General features: G+C 61.0%; 21 protein-coding genes and 1 pseudogene. 16 read left to right on the top strand and 6 right to left on the bottom strand.

Features of this window, described 5'->3' with window-relative positions:
* Positions 1-92: 92 nt before the first annotated feature.
* Entirely contained in the window at positions 93-611 is a 519-nt protein-coding gene (locus tag NKI54_RS07240; protein WP_023676930.1) for an A24 family peptidase, read from the bottom strand.
* A 148-nt stretch (positions 612-759) separates the two neighbouring features.
* Complete coding sequence (locus NKI54_RS07235) at positions 760-930, bottom strand: Flp family type IVb pilin (RefSeq protein WP_023676929.1); 171 nt, start codon at positions 928-930, stop codon at positions 760-762.
* A 343-nt stretch (positions 931-1,273) separates the two neighbouring features.
* Between NKI54_RS07235 and NKI54_RS07230 the strand changes: the two genes are divergently transcribed.
* The 3 genes from NKI54_RS07230 to NKI54_RS07220 all read left to right on the top strand — a co-directional run bounded on the left by NKI54_RS07230 (position 1,274) and on the right by NKI54_RS07220 (position 3,060).
* Positions 1,274-1,696, top strand: coding sequence for a pilus assembly protein N-terminal domain-containing protein (locus NKI54_RS07230; RefSeq protein WP_023676928.1), 423 nt, complete (start codon positions 1,274-1,276; stop codon positions 1,694-1,696).
* Positions 1,697-1,847: 151 nt separating this feature from the next.
* Complete coding sequence (locus NKI54_RS07225; RefSeq protein ID WP_023676927.1) at positions 1,848-2,408, top strand: TadE/TadG family type IV pilus assembly protein; 561 nt, start codon at positions 1,848-1,850, stop codon at positions 2,406-2,408.
* A 31-nt stretch (positions 2,409-2,439) separates the two neighbouring features.
* Positions 2,440-3,060, top strand: a complete 621-nt coding sequence (locus NKI54_RS07220; protein WP_023676926.1) for a TadE/TadG family type IV pilus assembly protein — start codon at positions 2,440-2,442, stop codon at positions 3,058-3,060.
* 102 nt (positions 3,061-3,162) lie between these two features.
* Here NKI54_RS07220 and NKI54_RS36475 read toward each other — a convergent pair.
* Positions 3,163-3,291, bottom strand: a pseudogene (locus NKI54_RS36475) (phosphate/phosphite/phosphonate ABC transporter substrate-binding protein); the annotation flags it as partial.
* A 160-nt stretch (positions 3,292-3,451) separates the two neighbouring features.
* Here NKI54_RS36475 and NKI54_RS07215 point away from each other — a divergent pair.
* From NKI54_RS07215 to NKI54_RS07175, 9 genes are all read left to right on the top strand, one after another.
* Positions 3,452-4,693: a phosphopentomutase gene (locus NKI54_RS07215; protein WP_352691038.1), complete on the top strand. Its 1,242-nt coding sequence runs from the start codon at positions 3,452-3,454 to the stop codon at positions 4,691-4,693.
* Positions 4,686-5,576 carry a bifunctional DNA-formamidopyrimidine glycosylase/DNA-(apurinic or apyrimidinic site) lyase gene (gene mutM / locus NKI54_RS07210; protein ID WP_352576941.1) on the top strand — a complete coding sequence of 297 codons (891 nt, stop codon included), beginning with the start codon at positions 4,686-4,688 and terminating at the stop codon, positions 5,574-5,576. The genes NKI54_RS07215 and mutM overlap by 8 nt, the downstream gene beginning before the upstream one ends.
* 24 nt (positions 5,577-5,600) lie before the next feature.
* On the top strand, positions 5,601-6,374 hold the full coding sequence (locus tag NKI54_RS07205; RefSeq protein ID WP_352448613.1) for an enoyl-CoA hydratase: 774 nt from the start codon (positions 5,601-5,603) through the stop codon (positions 6,372-6,374).
* A 160-nt stretch (positions 6,375-6,534) separates the two neighbouring features.
* On the top strand, positions 6,535-6,801 hold the full coding sequence (rpsT, locus tag NKI54_RS07200) for a 30S ribosomal protein S20 (protein ID WP_023676922.1): 267 nt from the start codon (positions 6,535-6,537) through the stop codon (positions 6,799-6,801).
* Positions 6,802-7,717: 916 nt separating this feature from the next.
* The gene (dnaA, locus tag NKI54_RS07195; protein ID WP_352570349.1) at positions 7,718-9,190 is read left to right on the top strand and encodes a chromosomal replication initiator protein DnaA; all 1,473 of its coding nucleotides are present in this window, start codon (positions 7,718-7,720) and stop codon (positions 9,188-9,190) included.
* A gap of 199 nt (positions 9,191-9,389) precedes the next feature.
* A complete protein-coding gene (gene dnaN / locus NKI54_RS07190) occupies positions 9,390-10,508 on the top strand; it encodes a DNA polymerase III subunit beta (RefSeq protein WP_023676920.1) in 1,119 nt (372 codons plus the stop codon).
* A gap of 26 nt (positions 10,509-10,534) precedes the next feature.
* Positions 10,535-11,683, top strand: a complete 1,149-nt coding sequence (gene recF / locus NKI54_RS07185; RefSeq protein ID WP_352576939.1) for a DNA replication/repair protein RecF — start codon at positions 10,535-10,537, stop codon at positions 11,681-11,683.
* A 76-nt stretch (positions 11,684-11,759) separates the two neighbouring features.
* The gene (locus NKI54_RS07180) at positions 11,760-12,521 is read left to right on the top strand and encodes a molybdopterin-synthase adenylyltransferase MoeB (protein ID WP_352635752.1); all 762 of its coding nucleotides are present in this window, start codon (positions 11,760-11,762) and stop codon (positions 12,519-12,521) included.
* Positions 12,518-13,006 (top strand): GNAT family N-acetyltransferase, encoded by a 489-nt coding sequence (locus tag NKI54_RS07175; protein ID WP_352589093.1) that lies wholly within the window; start codon positions 12,518-12,520, stop codon positions 13,004-13,006. The genes NKI54_RS07180 and NKI54_RS07175 overlap by 4 nt, the downstream gene beginning before the upstream one ends.
* A gap of 64 nt (positions 13,007-13,070) precedes the next feature.
* Here NKI54_RS07175 and NKI54_RS07170 read toward each other — a convergent pair whose 3' ends face one another.
* Positions 13,071-14,072, bottom strand: coding sequence for a 2-hydroxyacid dehydrogenase (locus tag NKI54_RS07170; RefSeq protein WP_352589090.1), 1,002 nt, complete (start codon positions 14,070-14,072; stop codon positions 13,071-13,073).
* 157 nt (positions 14,073-14,229) lie between these two features.
* On the opposite strand from NKI54_RS07170, the gene NKI54_RS07165 reads away from it, so the two are divergent.
* The gene (locus tag NKI54_RS07165) at positions 14,230-14,787 is read left to right on the top strand and encodes an SH3 domain-containing protein (protein WP_023676915.1); all 558 of its coding nucleotides are present in this window, start codon (positions 14,230-14,232) and stop codon (positions 14,785-14,787) included.
* Positions 14,788-14,868: 81 nt separating this feature from the next.
* On the opposite strand, the gene NKI54_RS07160 is transcribed toward NKI54_RS07165, so the two are convergent.
* Positions 14,869-15,228 carry a DUF4260 domain-containing protein gene (locus NKI54_RS07160; protein ID WP_023676914.1) on the bottom strand — a complete coding sequence of 120 codons (360 nt, stop codon included), beginning with the start codon at positions 15,226-15,228 and terminating at the stop codon, positions 14,869-14,871.
* A gap of 10 nt (positions 15,229-15,238) precedes the next feature.
* Positions 15,239-15,670: an iron response transcriptional regulator IrrA gene (irrA, locus tag NKI54_RS07155; protein WP_023676913.1), complete on the bottom strand. Its 432-nt coding sequence runs from the start codon at positions 15,668-15,670 to the stop codon at positions 15,239-15,241.
* A 240-nt stretch (positions 15,671-15,910) separates the two neighbouring features.
* Here irrA and fabA point away from each other — a divergent pair, with 240 nt between their 5' ends.
* The 3 genes from fabA to fabI all read left to right on the top strand — a co-directional run bounded on the left by fabA (position 15,911) and on the right by fabI (position 18,599).
* Positions 15,911-16,429 (top strand): 3-hydroxyacyl-[acyl-carrier-protein] dehydratase FabA, encoded by a 519-nt coding sequence (gene fabA, locus NKI54_RS07150; protein WP_023676912.1) that lies wholly within the window; start codon positions 15,911-15,913, stop codon positions 16,427-16,429.
* A gap of 123 nt (positions 16,430-16,552) precedes the next feature.
* Positions 16,553-17,773, top strand: a complete 1,221-nt coding sequence (fabB, locus tag NKI54_RS07145) for a beta-ketoacyl-ACP synthase I (RefSeq protein WP_023676911.1) — start codon at positions 16,553-16,555, stop codon at positions 17,771-17,773.
* 13 nt (positions 17,774-17,786) lie between these two features.
* Positions 17,787-18,599, top strand: a complete 813-nt coding sequence (gene fabI / locus NKI54_RS07140; protein WP_352635755.1) for an enoyl-ACP reductase FabI — start codon at positions 17,787-17,789, stop codon at positions 18,597-18,599.
* Positions 18,600-18,633: the final 34 nt, after the last annotated feature.

Below are 18,633 nucleotides of genomic sequence, written 5' to 3'. Positions count from 1 at the left end.
ATTTAACGTTTACATAAATTGGACCGACAAGCCCGGCCCGAAGGAAAACGTGGCCAACTCGCCTGCTCGGCGCCAACCGCGTAAAGCGAAATTCAGCCCGCCAGCCTGGTAAGTGCCCAGGCCATCAATGGCGAGTCGGAATAGGTGAGCAGACCGCCAATGCCAAGCGCGATGCCGTACGGAACGCCGGTCGCCTCATCGGCGAAATGGCGCAGGAACGGATTGTGGCTTGTGACGGCGGCAAGCGGCGATTTTCGATAGGCGAGGATGGCTAGCGTCAGCAGTCCGCCGATGAATGTCGAGGCGACGAGGTATTCGATGAGATGGATGTTCAGTCCCATCCACATGGCAGTGGCAGCCAGAAGCTTGGCGTCGCCGCCGCCCATGCCGCCCAGCGCGAACAGGCCGAACGTCACCGCGAGAACCAGGCCGGCGGCGGCGAAATGCCAGCCATAGGTGGCCCAGTCCATGCCGGTCAAAGGCGCAACCAAGGCGAAGACAACCACAAGCAACACCGGCACGCGATTGGCGATCGTCATCGAAAGCATGTCGGAGATCGCGGCAAAAAGCATGCAGAACGGAAACACGACGAAGATCACGGCTTCAAGCATCGGCGCGCCTATGACCCAATTGCATCTAGCCCCAGCCTAATCCTATTCGATTAACGACTGATGAGGCCTAAATTTCAAATCATGCGAGGACTAAATAAGGGCCGCCAGTGCGGCGGCCCTTATTTCAGAACAACCGAACCCGTTACGGTCAGCTACCGTTCACCTTAGTGGAGATGGCGGTGAACTTGGCGTTCAGCGAGTTGCCGAGCTGGCCGGCGCCGACCATGATGGCGAGTGCGATAAGAGCGGCGATCAGACCGTATTCGATAGCGGTCGCGCCGGATTCGTCCTTCACAAAACGTGCGATGAGGTTAGACATTCGAGCTCCTACTCCAATTGTTACAGCACTTCCGTCAACTTCTCTTGGTGGCTGATCGGATACTGCGAATCTAAGGAGAAGCTGTTTCAATCGGCTTAATAAACAGGCTTACCGATTCCTTTCCCGCTTCGACGACATTGCGTGGTTAACCCAGAACTAAAATACCCGCCGCTAGGCCCCCGGGCTGACAAAAGGCGCAAGAGGCGCAATTCGGCAAAGACGTTCCAGCCGTGCCGGCTAGGCCCAATGCCGGTTCCGGCTTGGTCCTGAACTCCAGCCGCTTAACGGTTGGTTCACCAATCTCGTTCATGTTCCGTTGAACAGTTTGCCAGGGGGCGCCTCAATGGCCGGGCCGAGATCATCATTTCCAGTTGCCGTGCTTTTTGCCGCAGCGGCTTTCGCCTTTCCAGCCAGGGCCGGCGCCGGCATCGAGGTGACGATGAACCAGGCAAAGATCATCAAATTGTCGCGCGCCGCCGATACGATTGTCGTCGGCAATCCGGCGATCGCCGACGCCTCCGTGCAGGATGCATCGACGATCGTACTGACCGGCAAGGGATTTGGCGTCACCAATCTCGTCGTCCTCGACCAGGAGGGCAACCCGATCGTCGATGAGCAAATAACCGTCGTGCGCCAGGCAGCGTCGTCGGTGCGCATCTATCGGCGTTCCGAAGTACAGACCATGTCCTGCGCGCCATATTGCGAAAGCTCGTATAAGAGCGATGCCGAGAAGGCCTCCGAAGCCGAAATGAGCGCCGCGCATTAGTAGCCGACGTCTCCGTCTTTGGCGAGAACGTGCTTCGGTTATCGCCGGGTTAAGGCCTTCCCGTTGAATTTAACGGTCATTCCAACCGGACTTCAATCGGTTCCGACTAAGGGTGGGACCGATACAGAAGCGGCATCGGCGGGCAGAGGACATGAGCAAGGCAGGACGAGCAGGTTCTCCAAGACGGTTTTTGGGCGACCGCCGCGGAAGCACGGCGATCGAATTCGCCATGCTTGCAATTCCTTTCGCGCTTCTTGTCTTCGCCATCCTGGAGAGCTGCATTTCTTTTGCCGCACAGGAAGTGATGGCAAACGCAACCGACGACATCGCGCGCCAACTGCGTACCGGCCAACTAAGACCGGCCGATGTGTCCGGGACCAAGCTGCGGGATATGATCTGCACCAAATTGGAGATCATGGTCGCCAAGACCTGTCCCGGATTGCTGGTGGACTTGCGCGAATATCCGACCTTCGCCGATGCGGCGCTGGCCGGTTTCAAGATCCAGGATGGCGACGTCGTGCTGACCAAGGGCACGAGCACACAGACCTTCACCGTCGCACCTGGCCTGGCGGAGTCGAGAAACATGCTGCGTGTTTTTTACAAATGGCCGGTGATGACCGACTTCATGGCCAAATCGATGGCCAACCTGAAGGACGGCAAAACGCTGCATTTTGCTTCGATCACTTGGCAGAACGAGCCGTTCGACAACTGAACCACGTAGTCGCTTGAAAAGGGGCAAAGCCATGATTCGTGCGGGGGCACAGCTGGGCATCGCAGGGATTTGTACAAGAGCAGTCCGGCTTTGCTCGGACCGCCGCGGTATTGCGGCTGTCGAGTTTGCCCTCATCGTGCCTGTCCTGTTGATCATGTACTTTATGACAATGGAGGCCTCGCAAGCCATCGAGACCAGCAAGAAGGTCAGCCGCATCGGCAGCATGGTAGCGGACCTCGTCACGCAGCAGCAGACCGTCAAGGCGGCCGATGTCGATGCCATCATGGCGATCGGCAGTTCCACGCTCCAGCCCTACAACCGCTCGAAACCGAAGATCATTATCACGGCGATACAGGTGACCAACGAGACGACGCCGAAAGTCCTGGTCGTGTGGTCGCGCAAACTGGTCGATGGCGTCTCTAGCGTCGACGCTGTCAAGGATTCCACCACAACGGTCCCGAGCGCGCTCAAGATCAAAGGCACGTTCCTCATTCGGGTCGAAAGCGATCTCGCCTACAAGCCAATCATCACCTGGTCGGCGGACGGCCAAAGCCGGTTCGGGTTGAGCTCGGTCTTCAATTCGATATCGATGGCGGAAACTTATTATCTGCGGCCGCGCAGGAGCCCGACCATTCCGTGCAGCGATTGCTGACGCCTGAAGCCCGCTAACCGGTCTGTTGCTATTGCTTGCGACCGCGGGCCGAGACTAGACGCACGATGGCTGCAGCCAGCACATAGTCCCTCGGACCGGCAACGGTTCGGCGACGATACCGATACGGAACGTTCCGATAACATCGCGCCAATCGGCTCGCGCCAGATTTGTGCAAGACCCATCCGGCAGCAAAGCCAGTACGGCGGCGAATGCTGTCAGGGCAAGCCTCATGCGAGCTCCGCGCCGCGCATTTCCATCCGCAGATCGACCATGCCGCGATTCGTCTCTCCGGGACCAGCACGCCAAGCCGTGCTGTTTGGGTTTCCGAATTGCCAATGGCGGCGCGGAACCCTATGTCTGAGCCAACACACAGGCAATGATGAACCTTTCGATGGCACGCGCCTTCCTTTTTGTCCTCGACTCCTTCGGCATCGGCGGCGCGGCCGATGCCGAACGTTATGGCGACACCGGCTCCAATACGTTCGCACACATCGCGCGGGCCTGCGCAGAAGGCCGCGCCGATCGCGAAGGCCTGCGTGCCGGACCCCTTCTTGTACCAAACATGTTCGCGCTCGGCCTCGGCCAGGCCGCGGCAACGGCGACGGGTTTCAGGTTCGAGAATGCCGGCAGTGCGCGGCTTGCCGCCGCCTTTCACGGCGCGGCCCAAGAGGTTTCGAGCGGCAAGGACACGCCATCGGGCCATTGGGAAATAGCCGGCCTGCCGGTCCGTTTCGACTGGGGTTACTTCCCAGACAAGATTCCCGCCTTTCCGGCCGAGTTGACCGAAGCAATGGTGCGTGAAGGGAAGGTGCCTGGCATCCTCGGCAATTGCCATGCTCCGGGCACCGAGATTATCGAACGGTTCGGCGAAGACCATATCCGCACCGGCAAGCCGATCTGCTACACCTCGATCGACTCCGTCCTGCAGATCGCCGCGCATGAGGTTCATTTCGGCCTGGAACGGCTTTACGAGTTCTGCAAAGTGGTGCGCAGGCTCGTCGATCCGCTGAATATCGGCCGCGTCATCGCGCGGCCGTTTATCGGTGAAACCGCCGCCACGTTCGAGCGAACGCATAATCGTCGCGACTATGCCGTACCGCCGCCGGAACCGACGCTGCTCGACCGGCTGACGGCGCGCGGCAGCCGGGTTATCGCGATCGGCAAGATCGGCGACATTTTCGCCCATCGGGGGATCTCGGAAGTCCGCAAGGCTGCCGGCAACATGGCGATGTTCGACAAAACGCTTGGTGCCATGGAAGACGCCCGCGACGGCGACCTCGTCTTCGCGAACTTTGTCGACTTCGACACCGAGTTCGGGCATCGGCGCGACGTTGCGGGGTATGCCGCCGCACTCGAAGCTTTCGACCGGCGCCTGCCCGAGGCATTCGCACGGCTGAGGCCAGGCGATCTGCTCATTTTGACCGCCGATCACGGCAACGATCCGACGTGGCGCGGCACCGACCACACGCGCGAGCGTATTCCGATTATCGGGACACGGCCGGGTTTCAAAGGCGCAGAGATCGGACTGAGGACAACATTTGCCGACATCGGCGAAACCGTGGCCGAACATCTCGGGCTGGCGCGCGGCCGTCACGGCACCTCCTTCCATGCCACGATAGGTGGCCATGCCTGAGCTGCCGGAGGTAGAGACAGTCAGGCGCGGTCTGCAGCCGGCCCTTGAAGGTGCCCGCATTGTCGGTGTCGAGGCACGCCGGCCGGATTTGCGGTTTCCGTTCCCCGAGAGATTTTCGGAGCGGCTGACCGGCAAGACGATTGCGGCGCTCGGCCGCCGTGCCAAATATCTGACAATGCACATGGACAACGGCCCGGTTCTGATCTGCCATCTCGGCATGTCGGGTTCGTTTCGCATCGAAACGGCCGACGAGAGCGCAACGCCCGGCGCGTTCCACCACGAACGTTCGAAAAACACTGCTCACGATCACGTCGTCTTCGACATCGCATCCCCTGCCGGCGTCCGCTCTCGCGTGATCTTCAACGACCCGCGCCGCTTCGGGTTCATGCTGTTTTCGGAAGGCGAGCCCGACATGCATCCGATGCTGGCGGGATTAGGCGTCGAGCCTACAGGCAACGCACTGGACGGCGCGCTGCTCGCTTCGTTGCTGAAAGGTCGCAAGTCACCGCTGAAAGCGGCACTTCTGGACCAGAGGCTGATTGCCGGGCTAGGCAATATCTACGTCTCGGAAGCGCTTTGGCGGGCCGGCCTGTCGCCGCTGCGCGAAGCGGGCACCCTCGCGAGAGCCGGCAAGAAAGCCAAAGAGCAGAGCGAACGCCTGGCCGAAGCAATCCGCTCGGTCGTCGCCGATGCGATCGCCGCCGGCGGCTCGTCGTTGCGCGATTATATGCAGACCGATGGATCGCTGGGCTACTTCCAGCATTCCTTCGCGGTTTACGATCGCGATGGGGAAGCCTGCTCCAAGCCTGGTTGTGGCGGCCACATCGAGCGTATCGTGCAAAGCGGTCGTTCGACTTTCCACTGCCGGGCCTGTCAGGCTTGAACCAGAAGCGAGGAGGAGCAAAGCATGGGCTATGAAACCATCATCGTCGAAACCCGCGGCAAGGTCGGGCTGATTACGCTGAACCGGCCGCAGGCGCTCAACGCGCTGAATTCACAAGTGCTCGCGGAACTGGTCGCGTCGGTGAATAGCATGGGCGCCAATGCCGACATCGGCGCCATGGTCATCACTGGTTCGGAAAAGGCTTTCGCGGCAGGTGCCGATATCAAGGAAATGCAGTCCATCTCCTATGTGGATGCCTATCTGCAGGATTTCTTCGTCGGTTGGGAAGAATTTACGCGGGCACGAAAGCCGATCATCGCGGCGGTGGCGGGCTATGCGCTGGGGGGCGGCTGCGAACTGGCGATGATGTGCGACTTCATCATCGCCGCCGACACCGCCAAATTTGGCCAACCCGAGATCACGCTGGGCGTCATGCCCGGCATGGGCGGATCGCAGCGCCTGACCCGCTTTGTCGGCAAGTCGAAGGCGATGGATATGTGCCTGACGGGTCGAATGATGGACGCAGCCGAGGCCGAGCGTTCCGGCCTTGTCTCGCGCGTGGTGCCAGCCGGCGAGTTGATCGAGGAAGCGCTTAAGGCAGCGTCCAAGATCGCTGGTTTTTCCTTGCCGTCGGTGATGATGGCAAAGGAGGCCGTCAACCGCGCCTATGAGACGACGCTCACCGAGGGTCTGCGGTTCGAGCGCCGGCTGTTTCATTCGCTGTTTGCGCTGGATGACCAGAAGGAAGGCATGGCGGCCTTCAGCGGCAAGCGGAAGCCGAATTTCACGAACCGATGAGATGACGAAGGCGCCGGTCAAAAAGAAAGCGCTGCAGCGTTGACGCGCCGGAAAAGCTGAACTATAAGCCGCACCAACCGAGGCGGCCCTGTGGCTGCCCGTTTGTTTTTTGCGCCCTGCGGTATCCCGCAAGCGCCCACCAGATCAGAAGAGAGGCACCATGGCCAATACCTCCTCGGCCAAAAAGGCAACGCGCAAGATCGCCCGTCGCGCAGCGATCAACAAGAACCGCCGCTCCCGCGTCCGGACCTACATCCGCCAGGTCGAAGAGGCGCTCGCGGCTGGCGATAAGGCGGCCGCACAGGCTGCCTTCAAGGTGGCCGAGCCGGAATTGATGCGCGCCGCGACCAAGGGCGTGGTGCACAAGAACACGGCATCGCGCAAGGTGTCGCGGTTGGCCCAACGGGTCAAGGTGCTGTCGGCCTAATATACCTTTTCCTGAACTGCGCTTCTTCAAACCCGGCCAATCGCGCCGGGTTTTTTTTCGTTTGCCGGCAAGTACTTAAAAGAAAGCCCGCAAAATGGCGCTCCGGGTGCATTTCAAAGTTCGAAATGCTTTGCCGGCATATACATGCCCGCTGATATTCGCAGCCTTCGAAACCGCCAATACGAAAATTTCCGAGCGTCACAGATTACTGTTTTTTTTCAGAGGCTTACCGATGGTGATCCACAGCTTGTTCACATCGGCTGTGGCCGATAGGCGGCAATTGGCTGTCAAGTGAATTATTTCAGAAAATTTCGCATTGTGTGGCCTTTTTCACATTCGCCGGAAAAGGGTTTGAATCACAATGGCTTTGTCAAAATCAACTGTTGCAGCATGGCGTTCGAAACGTCCCTTTCTAGTCAGATTCCTTAAAAATCCGTTAGGGGTGGCCTTGCCCTATCCACAGCGATTTCGGTAATGTCTGTCCATCGAAGGGACGGGCCCTTGGCCCTTGACCAGCCTGAAACCGGCCAGCTCAAATTGGCAGAGTTTACACCGCGGATTCAACTCCGCGGACGGGGTTGGTTTGTCTTTTCGATACGGTAGGGGACTGGCGTAATTGTACATGGCAGGTCGACGGTGCGCCGGCGGTTTTTCGCCGGACGGCATTTTGTTGCCCTGACATGACCAAAGCGGATCGGCTCTTCGGCGCCGGACCGACAACGAGGCGATTCATCAGCCGGCGGCGGCGATGGTGTCGCAGCGAAGACACGGTCGCCGGAAACATGGATGCAGGAGGCGCATCCCCGGCGGAAAACAGGTACAAGAGACAAGGAACTCGATCATGCAGAGCGGCGGCATCGAAAGGGAGCTTACAGGCGACCTCCCATTTCCTGGAACGTTAATCGGAAGGAACGACATGGCGGCTTCCAATGAAGCTGAACAGAAGTTCGATCGGGTCAAGGCCCAGTTGAAGGCGCGTCTGGGAACCGAGGTCTATTCGAGCTGGTTCGGGCGCATGAAGGTCGCTGAATCCTCTAAGGGCATTGTCCGCATCTCAGTGCCAACCGCATTCCTGCGTTCATGGATCAACGGCCACTATCTCGATCTCATCACCGAGTTGTGGAAGCACGAGGATCCGGAGATCCTCAAGATCGAGATAGTGGTTCGCACCGCCACACGGCAGGGCCGCAACAACGTCGAGCCAGAAGTGGCCCCGGCGCGCAAGATGACCAGGCAGACGCAAACCGCGCTCTCTGCGGGCACGGCGAGCCCCAGCAGGGTCGAACGGGTCCCGGTACCCCGCCCGGGGATGCCGGCAGAAACCGAGTTCCGGCACAATGTTCTCGGTTCGCCACTCGATCCACGCTATACTTTCACCTCCTTCATCGAAGGACCATCGAACCGAGTGGCTTTTGCCGCCGCCAAGGCGGTCGCGGAATCGCAGTCGAGCGCGGTGCGTTTCAATCCGCTCTTTCTTCACGCGACGGTCGGGCTGGGCAAAACGCACCTGTTGCAGGCGATCGCCGCAGAATCGCTGAAGCAGAATCCGAAATCGCGGGTCGTCTATCTGACGGCTGAGTATTTCATGTGGCGGTTCGCCACCGCGATCCGCGACAACAACGCACTGACGCTGAAAGAACAGCTGCGCGACATCGACCTCCTCATCATCGACGACATGCAGTTCCTGCAGGGCAAGTCGATCCAGCACGAATTCTGCCATTTGATCAACATGCTGCTCGACAGCGCCAAGCAAGTGGTGGTCGCTGCCGACCGGCCGCCGTCGGAATTGGAGTCGCTGGAGCCACGCGTCCGCTCGCGCCTCAACGGCGGCGTCGCGCTGGAAATGTCAGCCCCGGATTTCGCCATGCGTATCGGTATGCTCAAGCTCAGGCTTGCCACCGCCAAGCTCGACGATGCGTCGCTCGATATTTCCGAAGAGATCCTCAACCACGTCGCCCGCACGGTGACCGGCAGCGGACGCGAGCTCGAAGGTGCCTTCAACCAGCTTTTGTTTCGTCAATCCTTCGAACCGCAGATCACCATCGACCGCATCGACGAGATCCTTGGCCACATCTATCGTTCGGGCGAACCCAAGCGGGTGCGTATCGAGGACATCCAGCGCATCGTCGCGCGCCACTACAACGTGTCGAAGACCGAACTTCTGTCCAACCGGCGCACACGCACCATCGTCAAGCCACGGCAGGTCGCCATGTATCTGTCGAAGGTGATGACGCCGCGCTCGCTGCCGGAGATCGGGCGGCGGTTCGGCGGTCGTGACCATACGACCGTGCTGCATGCGGTGCGCAAGATCGAGGATCTTTCCGGTGCCGACAACACACTGGCGCAGGAACTCGAATTGCTGAGAAGGCTGATCAACGACCAGGCCTGACGGCCCGAAAAACGCCGGCTCGCGGACTCCGGCCTTTTTATCCCCAGAAAGCCCGTGCAGCCGGTCCGAACCGGTGGCGCGGGCTTGCGTTTGCCGGGTTTTTCCTGTCAGTTTACGCAGATTCTGAGCCTGTTCAGACCTTTCGCGGGGCGCCGCTTGCCGGAGACCCGTTCATTCATTCAAGCGAGCCTGTTTCGTCATGCGTGTTATCCTGGAACGGTCAAATCTCCTGAAGTCGCTCAACCATGTTCACCGCGTGGTCGAGCGGCGCAATACCATTCCGATCCTGTCGAACGTGCTGCTCAGCGCCGAGGGGGCCAGCCTTGAAATGAAGGCGACCGACCTCGACCTGGAGGTGACCGAAGCAACGCCGGCAAAGGTCGAACGTGGCGGGGCGACGACGGTCCCGGCACATCTGCTCTACGACATCGTGCGCAAGCTTGCCGACGGCGCGGAGGTGGCGCTGAAGACCGACGAAGACGGCAACGCCATGACGGTGACGTCGGGGCGCTCGAGCTTCCGCCTGCAATGCCTGCCGCAGTCCGACTTTCCCGAGCTTTCAGCCGGGTCGTTCTCGCATATTTTCCGGCTCGATTCCGTCGGACTAAAGGGCCTCATTGAAAAGACCCAGTTCGCCATCTCGACCGAGGAGACGCGCTATTATCTGAACGGCATTTATCTGCACACGCACGAGGCCGGCGGCAAGCTGAAGCTGCGCTCTGTCGCGACCGACGGCCACCGGCTGGCGCGCGCCGAGATCGATGCGCCGGCAGGCTCTGAGGGCATGCCTGGCGTCATAATCCCGCGAAAGACGGTCAGCGAGCTGCAAAAGCTGGTCGACGATCCCGATGTTGCAGTCACCACCGAGTTGTCCGACACCAAGATCCGTTTCACCATCGGCAGCGTTATCTTGACCTCCAAGCTGATCGACGGCACTTTCCCGGACTACCAGCGCGTCATTCCGACCGGCAACGACAAGAAGCTGATTATCGATCGCCAGAGTTTCGCCGCTGCCGTCGATCGCGTTTCGACCATTTCGTCCGAACGCGGCCGGGCGGTGAAGCTTTCGATCGCCGAAGGGCAGGTCACGCTTGCGGTCAACAACCCGGATTCGGGCAGTGCCACCGAGGAACTGGCGGCCGACTATTCGTCCGATCCGATCGAAATCGGCTTCAACGCCAAATACCTGCTCGACGTTGCCGCGCAACTGACCGGCACGGAGGCGAAGTTCATGCTGGCGGATGCCGGTTCCCCGACGCTGATCCACGACATGGCCGACGAGACCGCGCTCTACGTGCTGATGCCGATGCGGGTGTAGGGCCCGAACGGGGCCATCTTGCTGTCGTGACCAGATCTGCAAAACCGCAGCAGACGTACATAAGTAAGCTCACACTTACGAATTTCCGCAACTATGCGGCGTTGGCAATCGACCTTGATCCCGGTGCTGTGGTTTTCTCCGGCGACAATGGCGCCGGCAAGACCAATCTGCTTGAAGCGATCTCGCTGCTCACGCCGGGCCGCGGCCTGCGCCGCGCACCCTATTCCGAGGTGGCGCGCGAAGGCGGCGACGGTGGCTTTGCGCTGCATGCCCGGCTTGACGGGCCGGAAGGCCAGGTCGAGATCGGTACCGGAATATCGGGCAGCGACGGCGAAGCCGGCCGGCGGGTGCGGATCAACGGCGCGACGGCACGCTCAGCCGAAGACATGCTGGAATGGCTGCGCGTGGTCTGGCTGACACCGGCCATGGACGGCCTGTTCCCCGGGCCGGCTGCCGACCGCCGGCGCTTCCTAGACCGGCTGGTGCTGGCGATCGATCCTGGCCACGGCCAGCGCGCGCTTGACTACGAAAAGGCAATGCGCGGCCGCAACAGACTGCTCGCCGACGGTTCACGCGACGGTGCCTGGTTCGATGCGATCGAGATGCAAATGGCCGAGACCGGCGTGGCAATTGCCGCGGCGCGTGCCGAACTGGTGCGCCTGCTCGCCGCCATGATCGACCGGCTGCCCGGCGACGGACCGTTTCCGCAAGCCGACATCGGCATCTCTGGCGAACTGGAAGGCGAACTCGGTATTTTGCCGGCCGTCGACGTAGAGGAACGGTTCCGTCGTGCGCTTGCCCAGGGGCGCGACCGCGACCGCACCGCCGGACGCACGCTCGACGGCCCGCACCGTTCCGACCTCGTGGTGCGCCACCGGCCCAAGGCGATGCCGGCCGAGCTCTGTTCGACCGGCGAGCAGAAGGCGCTGCTGGTCGGCATTGTCTTGTCGCATGCGCGGCTAACCGGCGAGATGTCGGGCATGACACCGATCCTGCTGCTCGACGAGATCGCCGCCCATCTCGACGGCGGTCGACGGGCGGCCTTGTTCTCGATCCTGGAGGAACTAAACTGCCAGGCCTTCATGACCGGGACCGATGCCGCGTTGTTTGACAGCCTCAAGGGACGCGCGCAATTCCTGACCGTCGATCACGGCACGGTCAGGCCGACCATTTGAATTTCGTCCATGGCGCATTTCTGAGCTGCATGCATTGACGCCTGACAAGTTTTTTCCTCCGTTATATGGTCCGGCGATGATCACAGCCGCCCTCACCGATGAAGAGCTCGAACGCTACGCCCGCCACATCGTGCTGCCCGAGATCGGCGGCGCGGGCCAGCAGCGGCTGAAGCGGGCGCGGGTGCTCGTCATTGGCGCCGGCGGATTGGGAGCGCCGGTGCTCGAATATCTCGCCGCCGCAGGGATTGGCACTCTCGGTATCGTCGACGACGACATCGTTTCGCTTTCCAACCTGCAACGACAAGTGATCCACGCCACGGGCGATGTCGGGGTGGCGAAAACCGACAGCGCCAGAGCGGCGATCATCCGCATCAATCCAAACGTCGTCGTGGAAGAGCACAATTTCAGGCTGACCCTGGACAACGCCCCTACCCTCATTGCCCGTTATGACATCGTCGTTGACGGCTCCGACAATTTCGAGACACGCTACGCGGTGGCCGACGCCTGCGCCGCGGAAAGCCGGCCGCTCGTGCATGCCGCCGTTGGCCGCTTCGACGGCTCGGTCACCGTACTGAAGCCATTCGAAACCGGCCCGGACGGCAAGTTGAACCCAAGCTACCGCGATCTCTTTCCCGAGGCGCCGCCGCCGGGACTGGTGCCATCCTGCGCGGTGGCCGGCATTGTCGGCGCGCTGACCGGGGTCATCGGCACGCTGCAAGCCATGGAAGCGATCAAGCTGATCACCGGGATTGGCGAGCCGCTGGTCGGACGACTGCTGCTCTACGATGCGCTGGCGGCACGCTTCGACACGATCCGCTACAAGCGAACCAGCCCGTGAGCCTGCCTGCCGACGTTTCCATCGTGCAGCTTGCCGCCGATTTCGACTGTTGGGACGAGGTGCTGGCGCTGGTCATGCGGGCCTTCGCCTTTATGGACGGGGTTATTGACCCGCCGTCCTCGGCGCATCGGCTCACCGTTGAAAATCTCAGGGCTAGAGCGCTGGAGGAGACAGCATTCCTGGCGCTGAAGGAAAACGAGATCGTCGGTTGCGTCTTCATCCTGAAGCGCGCAGACGAGCTCTATGTTGGAAAGCTCGCGGTCGAGCCGGTTCTTCAGGGACAAGGCATTGGAAAACAGCTGATGCAGGCCGTCGAAGATCTTGCCCGCAGCCACAACAGGACCGCCATCGAGCTCCAGACCCGGATCGAGCTGACCGGAAATCACGCAGCCTTTGCCCGCCTCGGTTTTCGTGAAACCGAACGGACAGCGCACAAGGGCTACGACCGGCCGACCTCAATCACCATGCGCAAGGCGTTTTCGTAAGCCAAAGCTATCCAACGACGAACGCGCGGTTGCCGCGGCAAGACCGTGCCGGCGTGACGGCAGGTCACGCCCTCAACGGCAGCACGCGGTCGGGCGGGCGATGACCATCGAAGAAGGCGCGGATATTGATGATCACCTTCTCGCCCATGTCGATACGGCCTTCGAGCGTCGCCGAACCCATATGCGGCAACAGCACGACCTTGCCTTTGTGGGCAAGCTTCAGCAGCTTGCTGTTCAGCGCCGGCTCGTGCTCGTAGACGTCGAGGCCGGCGCCGGCGATCTTGCCGTCATGGATGAGCTTGATCAGCGATTCCTCATCGATGATATCTCCGCGCGCGGTGTTGACTATGTAAGCGGACGGTTGCAGAAGCGCCAGCCGCCGTGCCGAAAGCAGATGGAAAGTTGCCGGTGTCGATGGGCAATTGACCGAGATAATGTCCATACGGGCAAGCATCTGGTCGAGGCTTTCCCAATACGTGGCTTCCAACTCGTCCTCGATTGCCGGCAGCACGCGGTGGCGGTTGTGGTAGTGGATCGAGAGGCCAAACGCCTTGGCGCGCCTGGCGACGGCAGTGCCGATCCGACCCATGCCGACAATGCCGAGCCGTTTGCCCCAGATGCGACGGCCGAGCATCCAGGTCGGCGACCATCCCGCCCATTTCTTGTCGCCGGTCAGCACGTTGGCGCCTTCGGCCAGCCGTCGCGGTACGGCCAGCAGCAGCGCCATGGTCATGTCGGCCGTATCTTCGGTCAGCACGTTCGGCGTGTTGGTGACGGTGATGCCTTTCTTGGCCGCTGCCGCAACGTCGATCTTGTCGACGCCATTGCCGAAGTTGGCGATCAGCTTGAGGTTGTCGCCGGCCTGGGCAATCAGCGCCGCGTCGATATTGTCGGTCACAGTCGGCACCAGCACGTCGGCCTCCTTGACCGCCGCCACCAGTTCCGGCTGCGTCATCGGCCTGTCCTCCACATTCAAGCGGGCGTCGAACAACTCGCGCATGCGGGTCTCGACTAGGTCGGGCAACTTGCGCGTGATGACGACGAGGGGCTTCTTTTTGCCTGCCATTGTTTCCTCGAACCCGATCTCGTTGAGACCTCTTTAACCAAGAACGGCGAAACTGAGAGCCGATCGCGGTACCGGTCATCCATGTAACAAGCGGTTCCGCCGAAGACAAAGAAAAATGGGCGCGAAGGCCGATGGGCGGGCGCCGAAAGGAACGAAAGTGTCTGGTTTCGCGTCGCTCCGCCTGACCCTCAGTGCAGCATTCCTCGGCGCTCTCATCCATAGCCCACTGGTGATGGCGCAAAGTGCCGCCGCACCCGCCCAGAGCGTCACGCTCGGACCAAGCGGCTTGCCGCTGCCGCGCTTCGTCAGCCTGAAATCCGGCCGCGTCAACTCGCGCGTTGGGCCGGGCGTCAATTATTCCGTCGACTGGATGTATATGAAGCCAGGCCTGCCGATGGAGATCATCCAGGAGTTCGATACGTGGCGCCGTGTGCGTGATGCCGACGGCTCGGAAGGCTGGATCAATCAGTCGCTGCTTTCGGGCCGTCGCACGGCGATCGTCGCCCCCTGGCAGCGCGGCAAGGACGCTCGCGTCAACCTCCTTGACGACCCGGCAAAAGATGCAGGCGTCATCGCGATCCTCGAACCGGGGGTGATGGGCACGATCAAGTCCTGCGATGGCCAGTGGTGCGAAATGACCTTCGACGGCCATACCGGCTGGCTCGCGCAGTCGCTGGTCTGGGGTGCCTATCCCGGCGAAAAGGTCAAGAACTGACTTTTCCGAACCGGAGGTCGGGCCAGCGCTGCAAGCACCGGATCCGGCATTTGTTTCGCTGATCTTCGGTTCGGGGATGGTTTAGCGGCCGATGCGGCCGAGATGGGTATCCTGGAAACTGCTTGACAGCTTCAAACCATAGCCCAGAGCGCGGTCGATGGCGATGTGGGCGATCCAGATCAGCGCGACAGCTATCGCCATTGCGTTGTCAAAGACGCTGCCGACAAGCGCCAGCAGAACGGGCAAGATCAGTATGTGCAAGGCGTTGTAGGCGACAGCCCCGACGCGCGGCCCGGCCATGTAACCCAGCATCGACAGGTCGGGCGCCAGAATGAGCACGGCAAACAGCCACCAGGAAACACCGGCGATTGCATAGAAGACAAGAGCCGCCACCGCGACGGCGACCCATTCGAGCCGGAGCGTCAAATCCAGGAATTTCATAAGGCGCCGGTCAGTCGCAGCGTTTCGGACGCAGTCTCACCACGATATCGACATTGGCGATCTCCATGCCCTCCGGCGGTTCCGGCAGGTTGGAAACCGTCACCGGGCCGCTGTCGATATCGAAGATCCTGTTTTCGCCCTCGATATAGAAATGATGGTGATCGGAGGTGTTGGTGTCGAAATAAGTCTTCGATCCCTCGACGGCAAGGATGCGGAGAAGACCGGCCTGGGTAAACTGGTGCAGAGCATTGTAGACGGTGGCCAGAGACACCGGCACGCCGGCGGCAAGCGCCTCCTCGTGCAGTTCCTCGGCCGAAAGATGGCGGTCGCCCTTGGCGAAAAGCAGATCTGCCAGCGCGATGCGCTGGCGTGTCGGCCTCAGACCGGCCTCGCGAACCCGCTTGTCCACAGCGACATTATCCTTCCGGCAACCCAGATCCATGTATCCGTCGCGCTCACAATTCCGCCTCAGACAGGTCCAAAATGGCAGAAATTGAGCATCTGCCGAAACCGGACGTGTCCTGACATATATTCTGTCGACCGAATGCGATCAATAGCGCGCATTGACCCGGGCAGACGGGCAGGTTAAGCGCAAGCGCCGGTTTCCGGCCTGAAACAGATTGTGTTAGGAAACCACCGACAAGGGCGCCTATCGCCCGGGACGATCACGGGGACGAGATTGATGGCGGGTTCGAAATCCAGCTACGGTTACGAGGAATTGCTTGCCTGCGCCCGCGGCGAGCTGTTCGGACCGGGAAATGCGCAGCTGCCCTATCCGCCGATGCTGATGTTCGACCGCATCACCGAGATCAGCGAGACCGGCGGTGCATTCGACAAGGGTTTCATCCGCGCGGAATTCGATATCAAGCCGGATTTGTGGTTTTTCGCCTGCCATTTCATCGGTAATCCGATCATGCCAGGATGCCTAGGCCTGGACGCCATGTGGCAGTTGACGGGGTTCTATCTCGGATGGCTCGGTGAACCCGGCAAGGGGATGGCGCTGTCGACCGGTGAGGTGAGGTTCAAAGGCATGGTCACGCCTTCGGTCAAGAAGGTGGAGTATGGCGTCGACTTCAAGCGAGTGATGCGCGGTCGGCTTGTGCTTGGCATCGCCGATGGCTGGCTGAAGGCAGATGGCGAGCCCATATACGCGGCAACGGATCTGAAGGTCGGTCTGTCCAAGCAATCGGCCGCCGTCTGAACGAAGACCCTACAGTACGACGTCTTGGACGTCTGATGAACGCTGTAGCACTTTTAATTTTGCGCATGGTTCCATTCCGGAAATTGATTTCAGGTTCGGGGTCCGCGCTGGAAGGAGTTGCGAATGAGACGGGTCGTAGTCACAGGTCTCGGCATCGTGTCGTCGATAGGCAACAATGCCAACGAGGTGCAGACCTCGCTGCACGATGCCAGGTCCGGCATCAGCTTCTCCGACTCTTTCGCCGAGCATGGCTTCCGTTGCCGGGTGTGGGGTGCGCCGACGCTGGACCCATCGGGCATGATCGACCGTCGCGCCATGCGCTTCCTGTCGCAGGGTGCTGCCTGGAACCATGTCGCAATGGACCAGGCGATCGCAGACGCCGGCCTCGACGAGGCCGACATCACCAACGAGCGCACCGGCATCGTGATGGGCTCCGGCGGACCGTCGACCCGTGCAATCGTCGAGGCGGCCGAGACCACGATCAAAAACGGCAGCCCCAAGCGGATCGGACCGTTCGCGGTGCCAAAAGCGATGTCGTCGACCGCGTCGGCGACGCTTGCCACCTGGTTCAAGATCCACGGCGTCAACTATTCGATCTCATCAGCCTGCTCGACGTCTGCGCATTGCATCGGCAATGGCTACGAGCTGATCCAGTGGGGCAAGCAGGACATCGTCTTCGCCGGCGGCCATGAGGATCTCGACTGGACGATGTCGGATCTCTTCGATGCCATGGGCGCCATGTCGTCCAAGTTCAACGACAGGGCATCGGTCGCCTCACGCGCCTACGACGTCGATCGCGACGGTTTCGTCATTGCCGGCGGCGCCGGCGTGCTGATTCTTGAAGAGCTCGAGCATGCCAAGGCACGCGGCGCCAAGATCTATGCCGAGATCGTCGGCTATGGCGCGACATCGGACGGCTACGACATGGTGGCGCCGTCGGGCGAAGGCGCGGCGCGCTGCATGAAGCAGGCGCTCGCAACGGTGTCCTCGCCGGTCGACTACATCAATACGCACGGCACCTCGACGCCTGTCGGCGACTCCAAGGAAATGGGCGCCATCCGCGAGGTGTTCGGCGAGAAGATGCCTTTCATCACGTCGACCAAATCGCTAACCGGCCATTCTCTGGGCGCCGCCGGCGTGCAGGAATCGATCTACTCGATCCTGATGATGCAAGGCGGCTTCATCGGCGAGAGTGCCCACATTGAGAACCTCGATCCGGAATTCGAGGGCATGCCGATCGTGCGCAAGCGCATCGACGATGCAAGGATCGACACCGTTTTGTCCAATTCGTTCGGTTTCGGTGGCACCAACGCAACGCTGATTTTCCAGCGCTATTCCGCATAAGGATTTGCCGACCATGGACGGATTGATGAAGGGCAAGCGCGGGCTTGTCATGGGTGTTGCCAACGATCATTCGATCGCCTGGGGTATCGCCCGCAAACTGTCCGAACATGGCGCGGACCTCGCCTTCACCTATCAGGGCGAGGCCTTCGGGCGCCGGGTCAAGCCGCTCGCCGAGAAATTGGGCGCATCCCTGGTGGTGCCTTGCGACGTCGAGGACAGCGTGTCGGTCGCCGCGACTTTCGAGACTTTGGGGAAGGCGTGGGGCGGGCTGGATTTCGTCGTCCATGCCATCGGCTTTTCCGACAAGAACGAGCTGAAAGGCCTCTACGCCGACACGAGCCGCGACAACTTCATCCGCACCATGGTGATCTCCTGCTACTCCTTCACCGAGATCGCCCGTCACGCCGCCACATTGATGAAGGATAGCGGTTCGATGATCACGCTGACCTATGCCGGTTCGGTCCGTGTCATGCCGAACTACAACGTTATGGGTGTCGCCAAGGCGGGGCTGGAGGCCAGCGTCCGCTATCTCGCCAACGACTACGGCCCGCGCGGCATCAGGGTGAACGGCATATCGGCGGGACCGGTACGGACGCTTGCGGGCGCCGGGATTTCCGACGCACGCCACATGTTCTCCTACCAGCAGCGCAACGCGCCGCTACGCCGTACAGTGACGATCGACGAAGTCGGCGGCTCCGCGCTCTATTTGCTGTCCGACCTGTCCTCCGGCGTCACCGGCGAAATCCACTATGTCGATTCCGGCTATCACATCGTTTCCATGCCGACGCTTGACGAATTGAAGCAGACCGACGGCGGGCGGGAATAGCGCGAGCGACGTATCGCCGGCTTGCCCCGCAGGA

The organism is Mesorhizobium sp. M0663 (assembly GCF_040320585.1).
In the GTDB taxonomy this organism is placed as follows: Bacteria; Pseudomonadota; Alphaproteobacteria; order Rhizobiales; family Rhizobiaceae; genus Mesorhizobium.
This window is presented reverse-complemented; position numbering and strand designations above follow the sequence as displayed.

What these genes read in the sequence shown, in the direction of transcription:
- NKI54_RS07235 (WP_023676929.1), bottom strand. Translation starts at nt 930, where the DNA reads ATGTCTAACCTCATCGCACGTTTTGTGAAGGACGAATCCGGCGCGACC.
- NKI54_RS07205 (WP_352448613.1), top strand. Translation starts at nt 5,601, where the DNA reads ATGGGCTATGAAACCATCATCGTCGAAACCCGCGGCAAGGTCGGGCTG.
- rpsT (WP_023676922.1), top strand. Translation starts at nt 6,535, where the DNA reads ATGGCCAATACCTCCTCGGCCAAAAAGGCAACGCGCAAGATCGCCCGT.
- dnaA (WP_352570349.1), top strand. Translation starts at nt 7,718, where the DNA reads ATGGCGGCTTCCAATGAAGCTGAACAGAAGTTCGATCGGGTCAAGGCC.
- mutM (WP_352576941.1), top strand. Translation starts at nt 4,686, where the DNA reads ATGCCTGAGCTGCCGGAGGTAGAGACAGTCAGGCGCGGTCTGCAGCCG.
- fabA (WP_023676912.1), top strand. Translation starts at nt 15,911, where the DNA reads ATGGCGGGTTCGAAATCCAGCTACGGTTACGAGGAATTGCTTGCCTGC.
- NKI54_RS07240 (WP_023676930.1), bottom strand. Translation starts at nt 611, where the DNA reads ATGCTTGAAGCCGTGATCTTCGTCGTGTTTCCGTTCTGCATGCTTTTT.
- NKI54_RS07215 (WP_352691038.1), top strand. Translation starts at nt 3,452, where the DNA reads ATGGCACGCGCCTTCCTTTTTGTCCTCGACTCCTTCGGCATCGGCGGC.
- NKI54_RS07230 (WP_023676928.1), top strand. Translation starts at nt 1,274, where the DNA reads ATGGCCGGGCCGAGATCATCATTTCCAGTTGCCGTGCTTTTTGCCGCA.
- NKI54_RS07160 (WP_023676914.1), bottom strand. Translation starts at nt 15,228, where the DNA reads ATGAAATTCCTGGATTTGACGCTCCGGCTCGAATGGGTCGCCGTCGCG.
- NKI54_RS07225 (WP_023676927.1), top strand. Translation starts at nt 1,848, where the DNA reads ATGAGCAAGGCAGGACGAGCAGGTTCTCCAAGACGGTTTTTGGGCGAC.
- fabI (WP_352635755.1), top strand. Translation starts at nt 17,787, where the DNA reads ATGGACGGATTGATGAAGGGCAAGCGCGGGCTTGTCATGGGTGTTGCC.
- dnaN (WP_023676920.1), top strand. Translation starts at nt 9,390, where the DNA reads ATGCGTGTTATCCTGGAACGGTCAAATCTCCTGAAGTCGCTCAACCAT.
- NKI54_RS07170 (WP_352589090.1), bottom strand. Translation starts at nt 14,072, where the DNA reads ATGGCAGGCAAAAAGAAGCCCCTCGTCGTCATCACGCGCAAGTTGCCC.
- NKI54_RS07220 (WP_023676926.1), top strand. Translation starts at nt 2,440, where the DNA reads ATGATTCGTGCGGGGGCACAGCTGGGCATCGCAGGGATTTGTACAAGA.
- irrA (WP_023676913.1), bottom strand. Translation starts at nt 15,670, where the DNA reads ATGGATCTGGGTTGCCGGAAGGATAATGTCGCTGTGGACAAGCGGGTT.
- fabB (WP_023676911.1), top strand. Translation starts at nt 16,553, where the DNA reads ATGAGACGGGTCGTAGTCACAGGTCTCGGCATCGTGTCGTCGATAGGC.
- NKI54_RS07180 (WP_352635752.1), top strand. Translation starts at nt 11,760, where the DNA reads ATGATCACAGCCGCCCTCACCGATGAAGAGCTCGAACGCTACGCCCGC.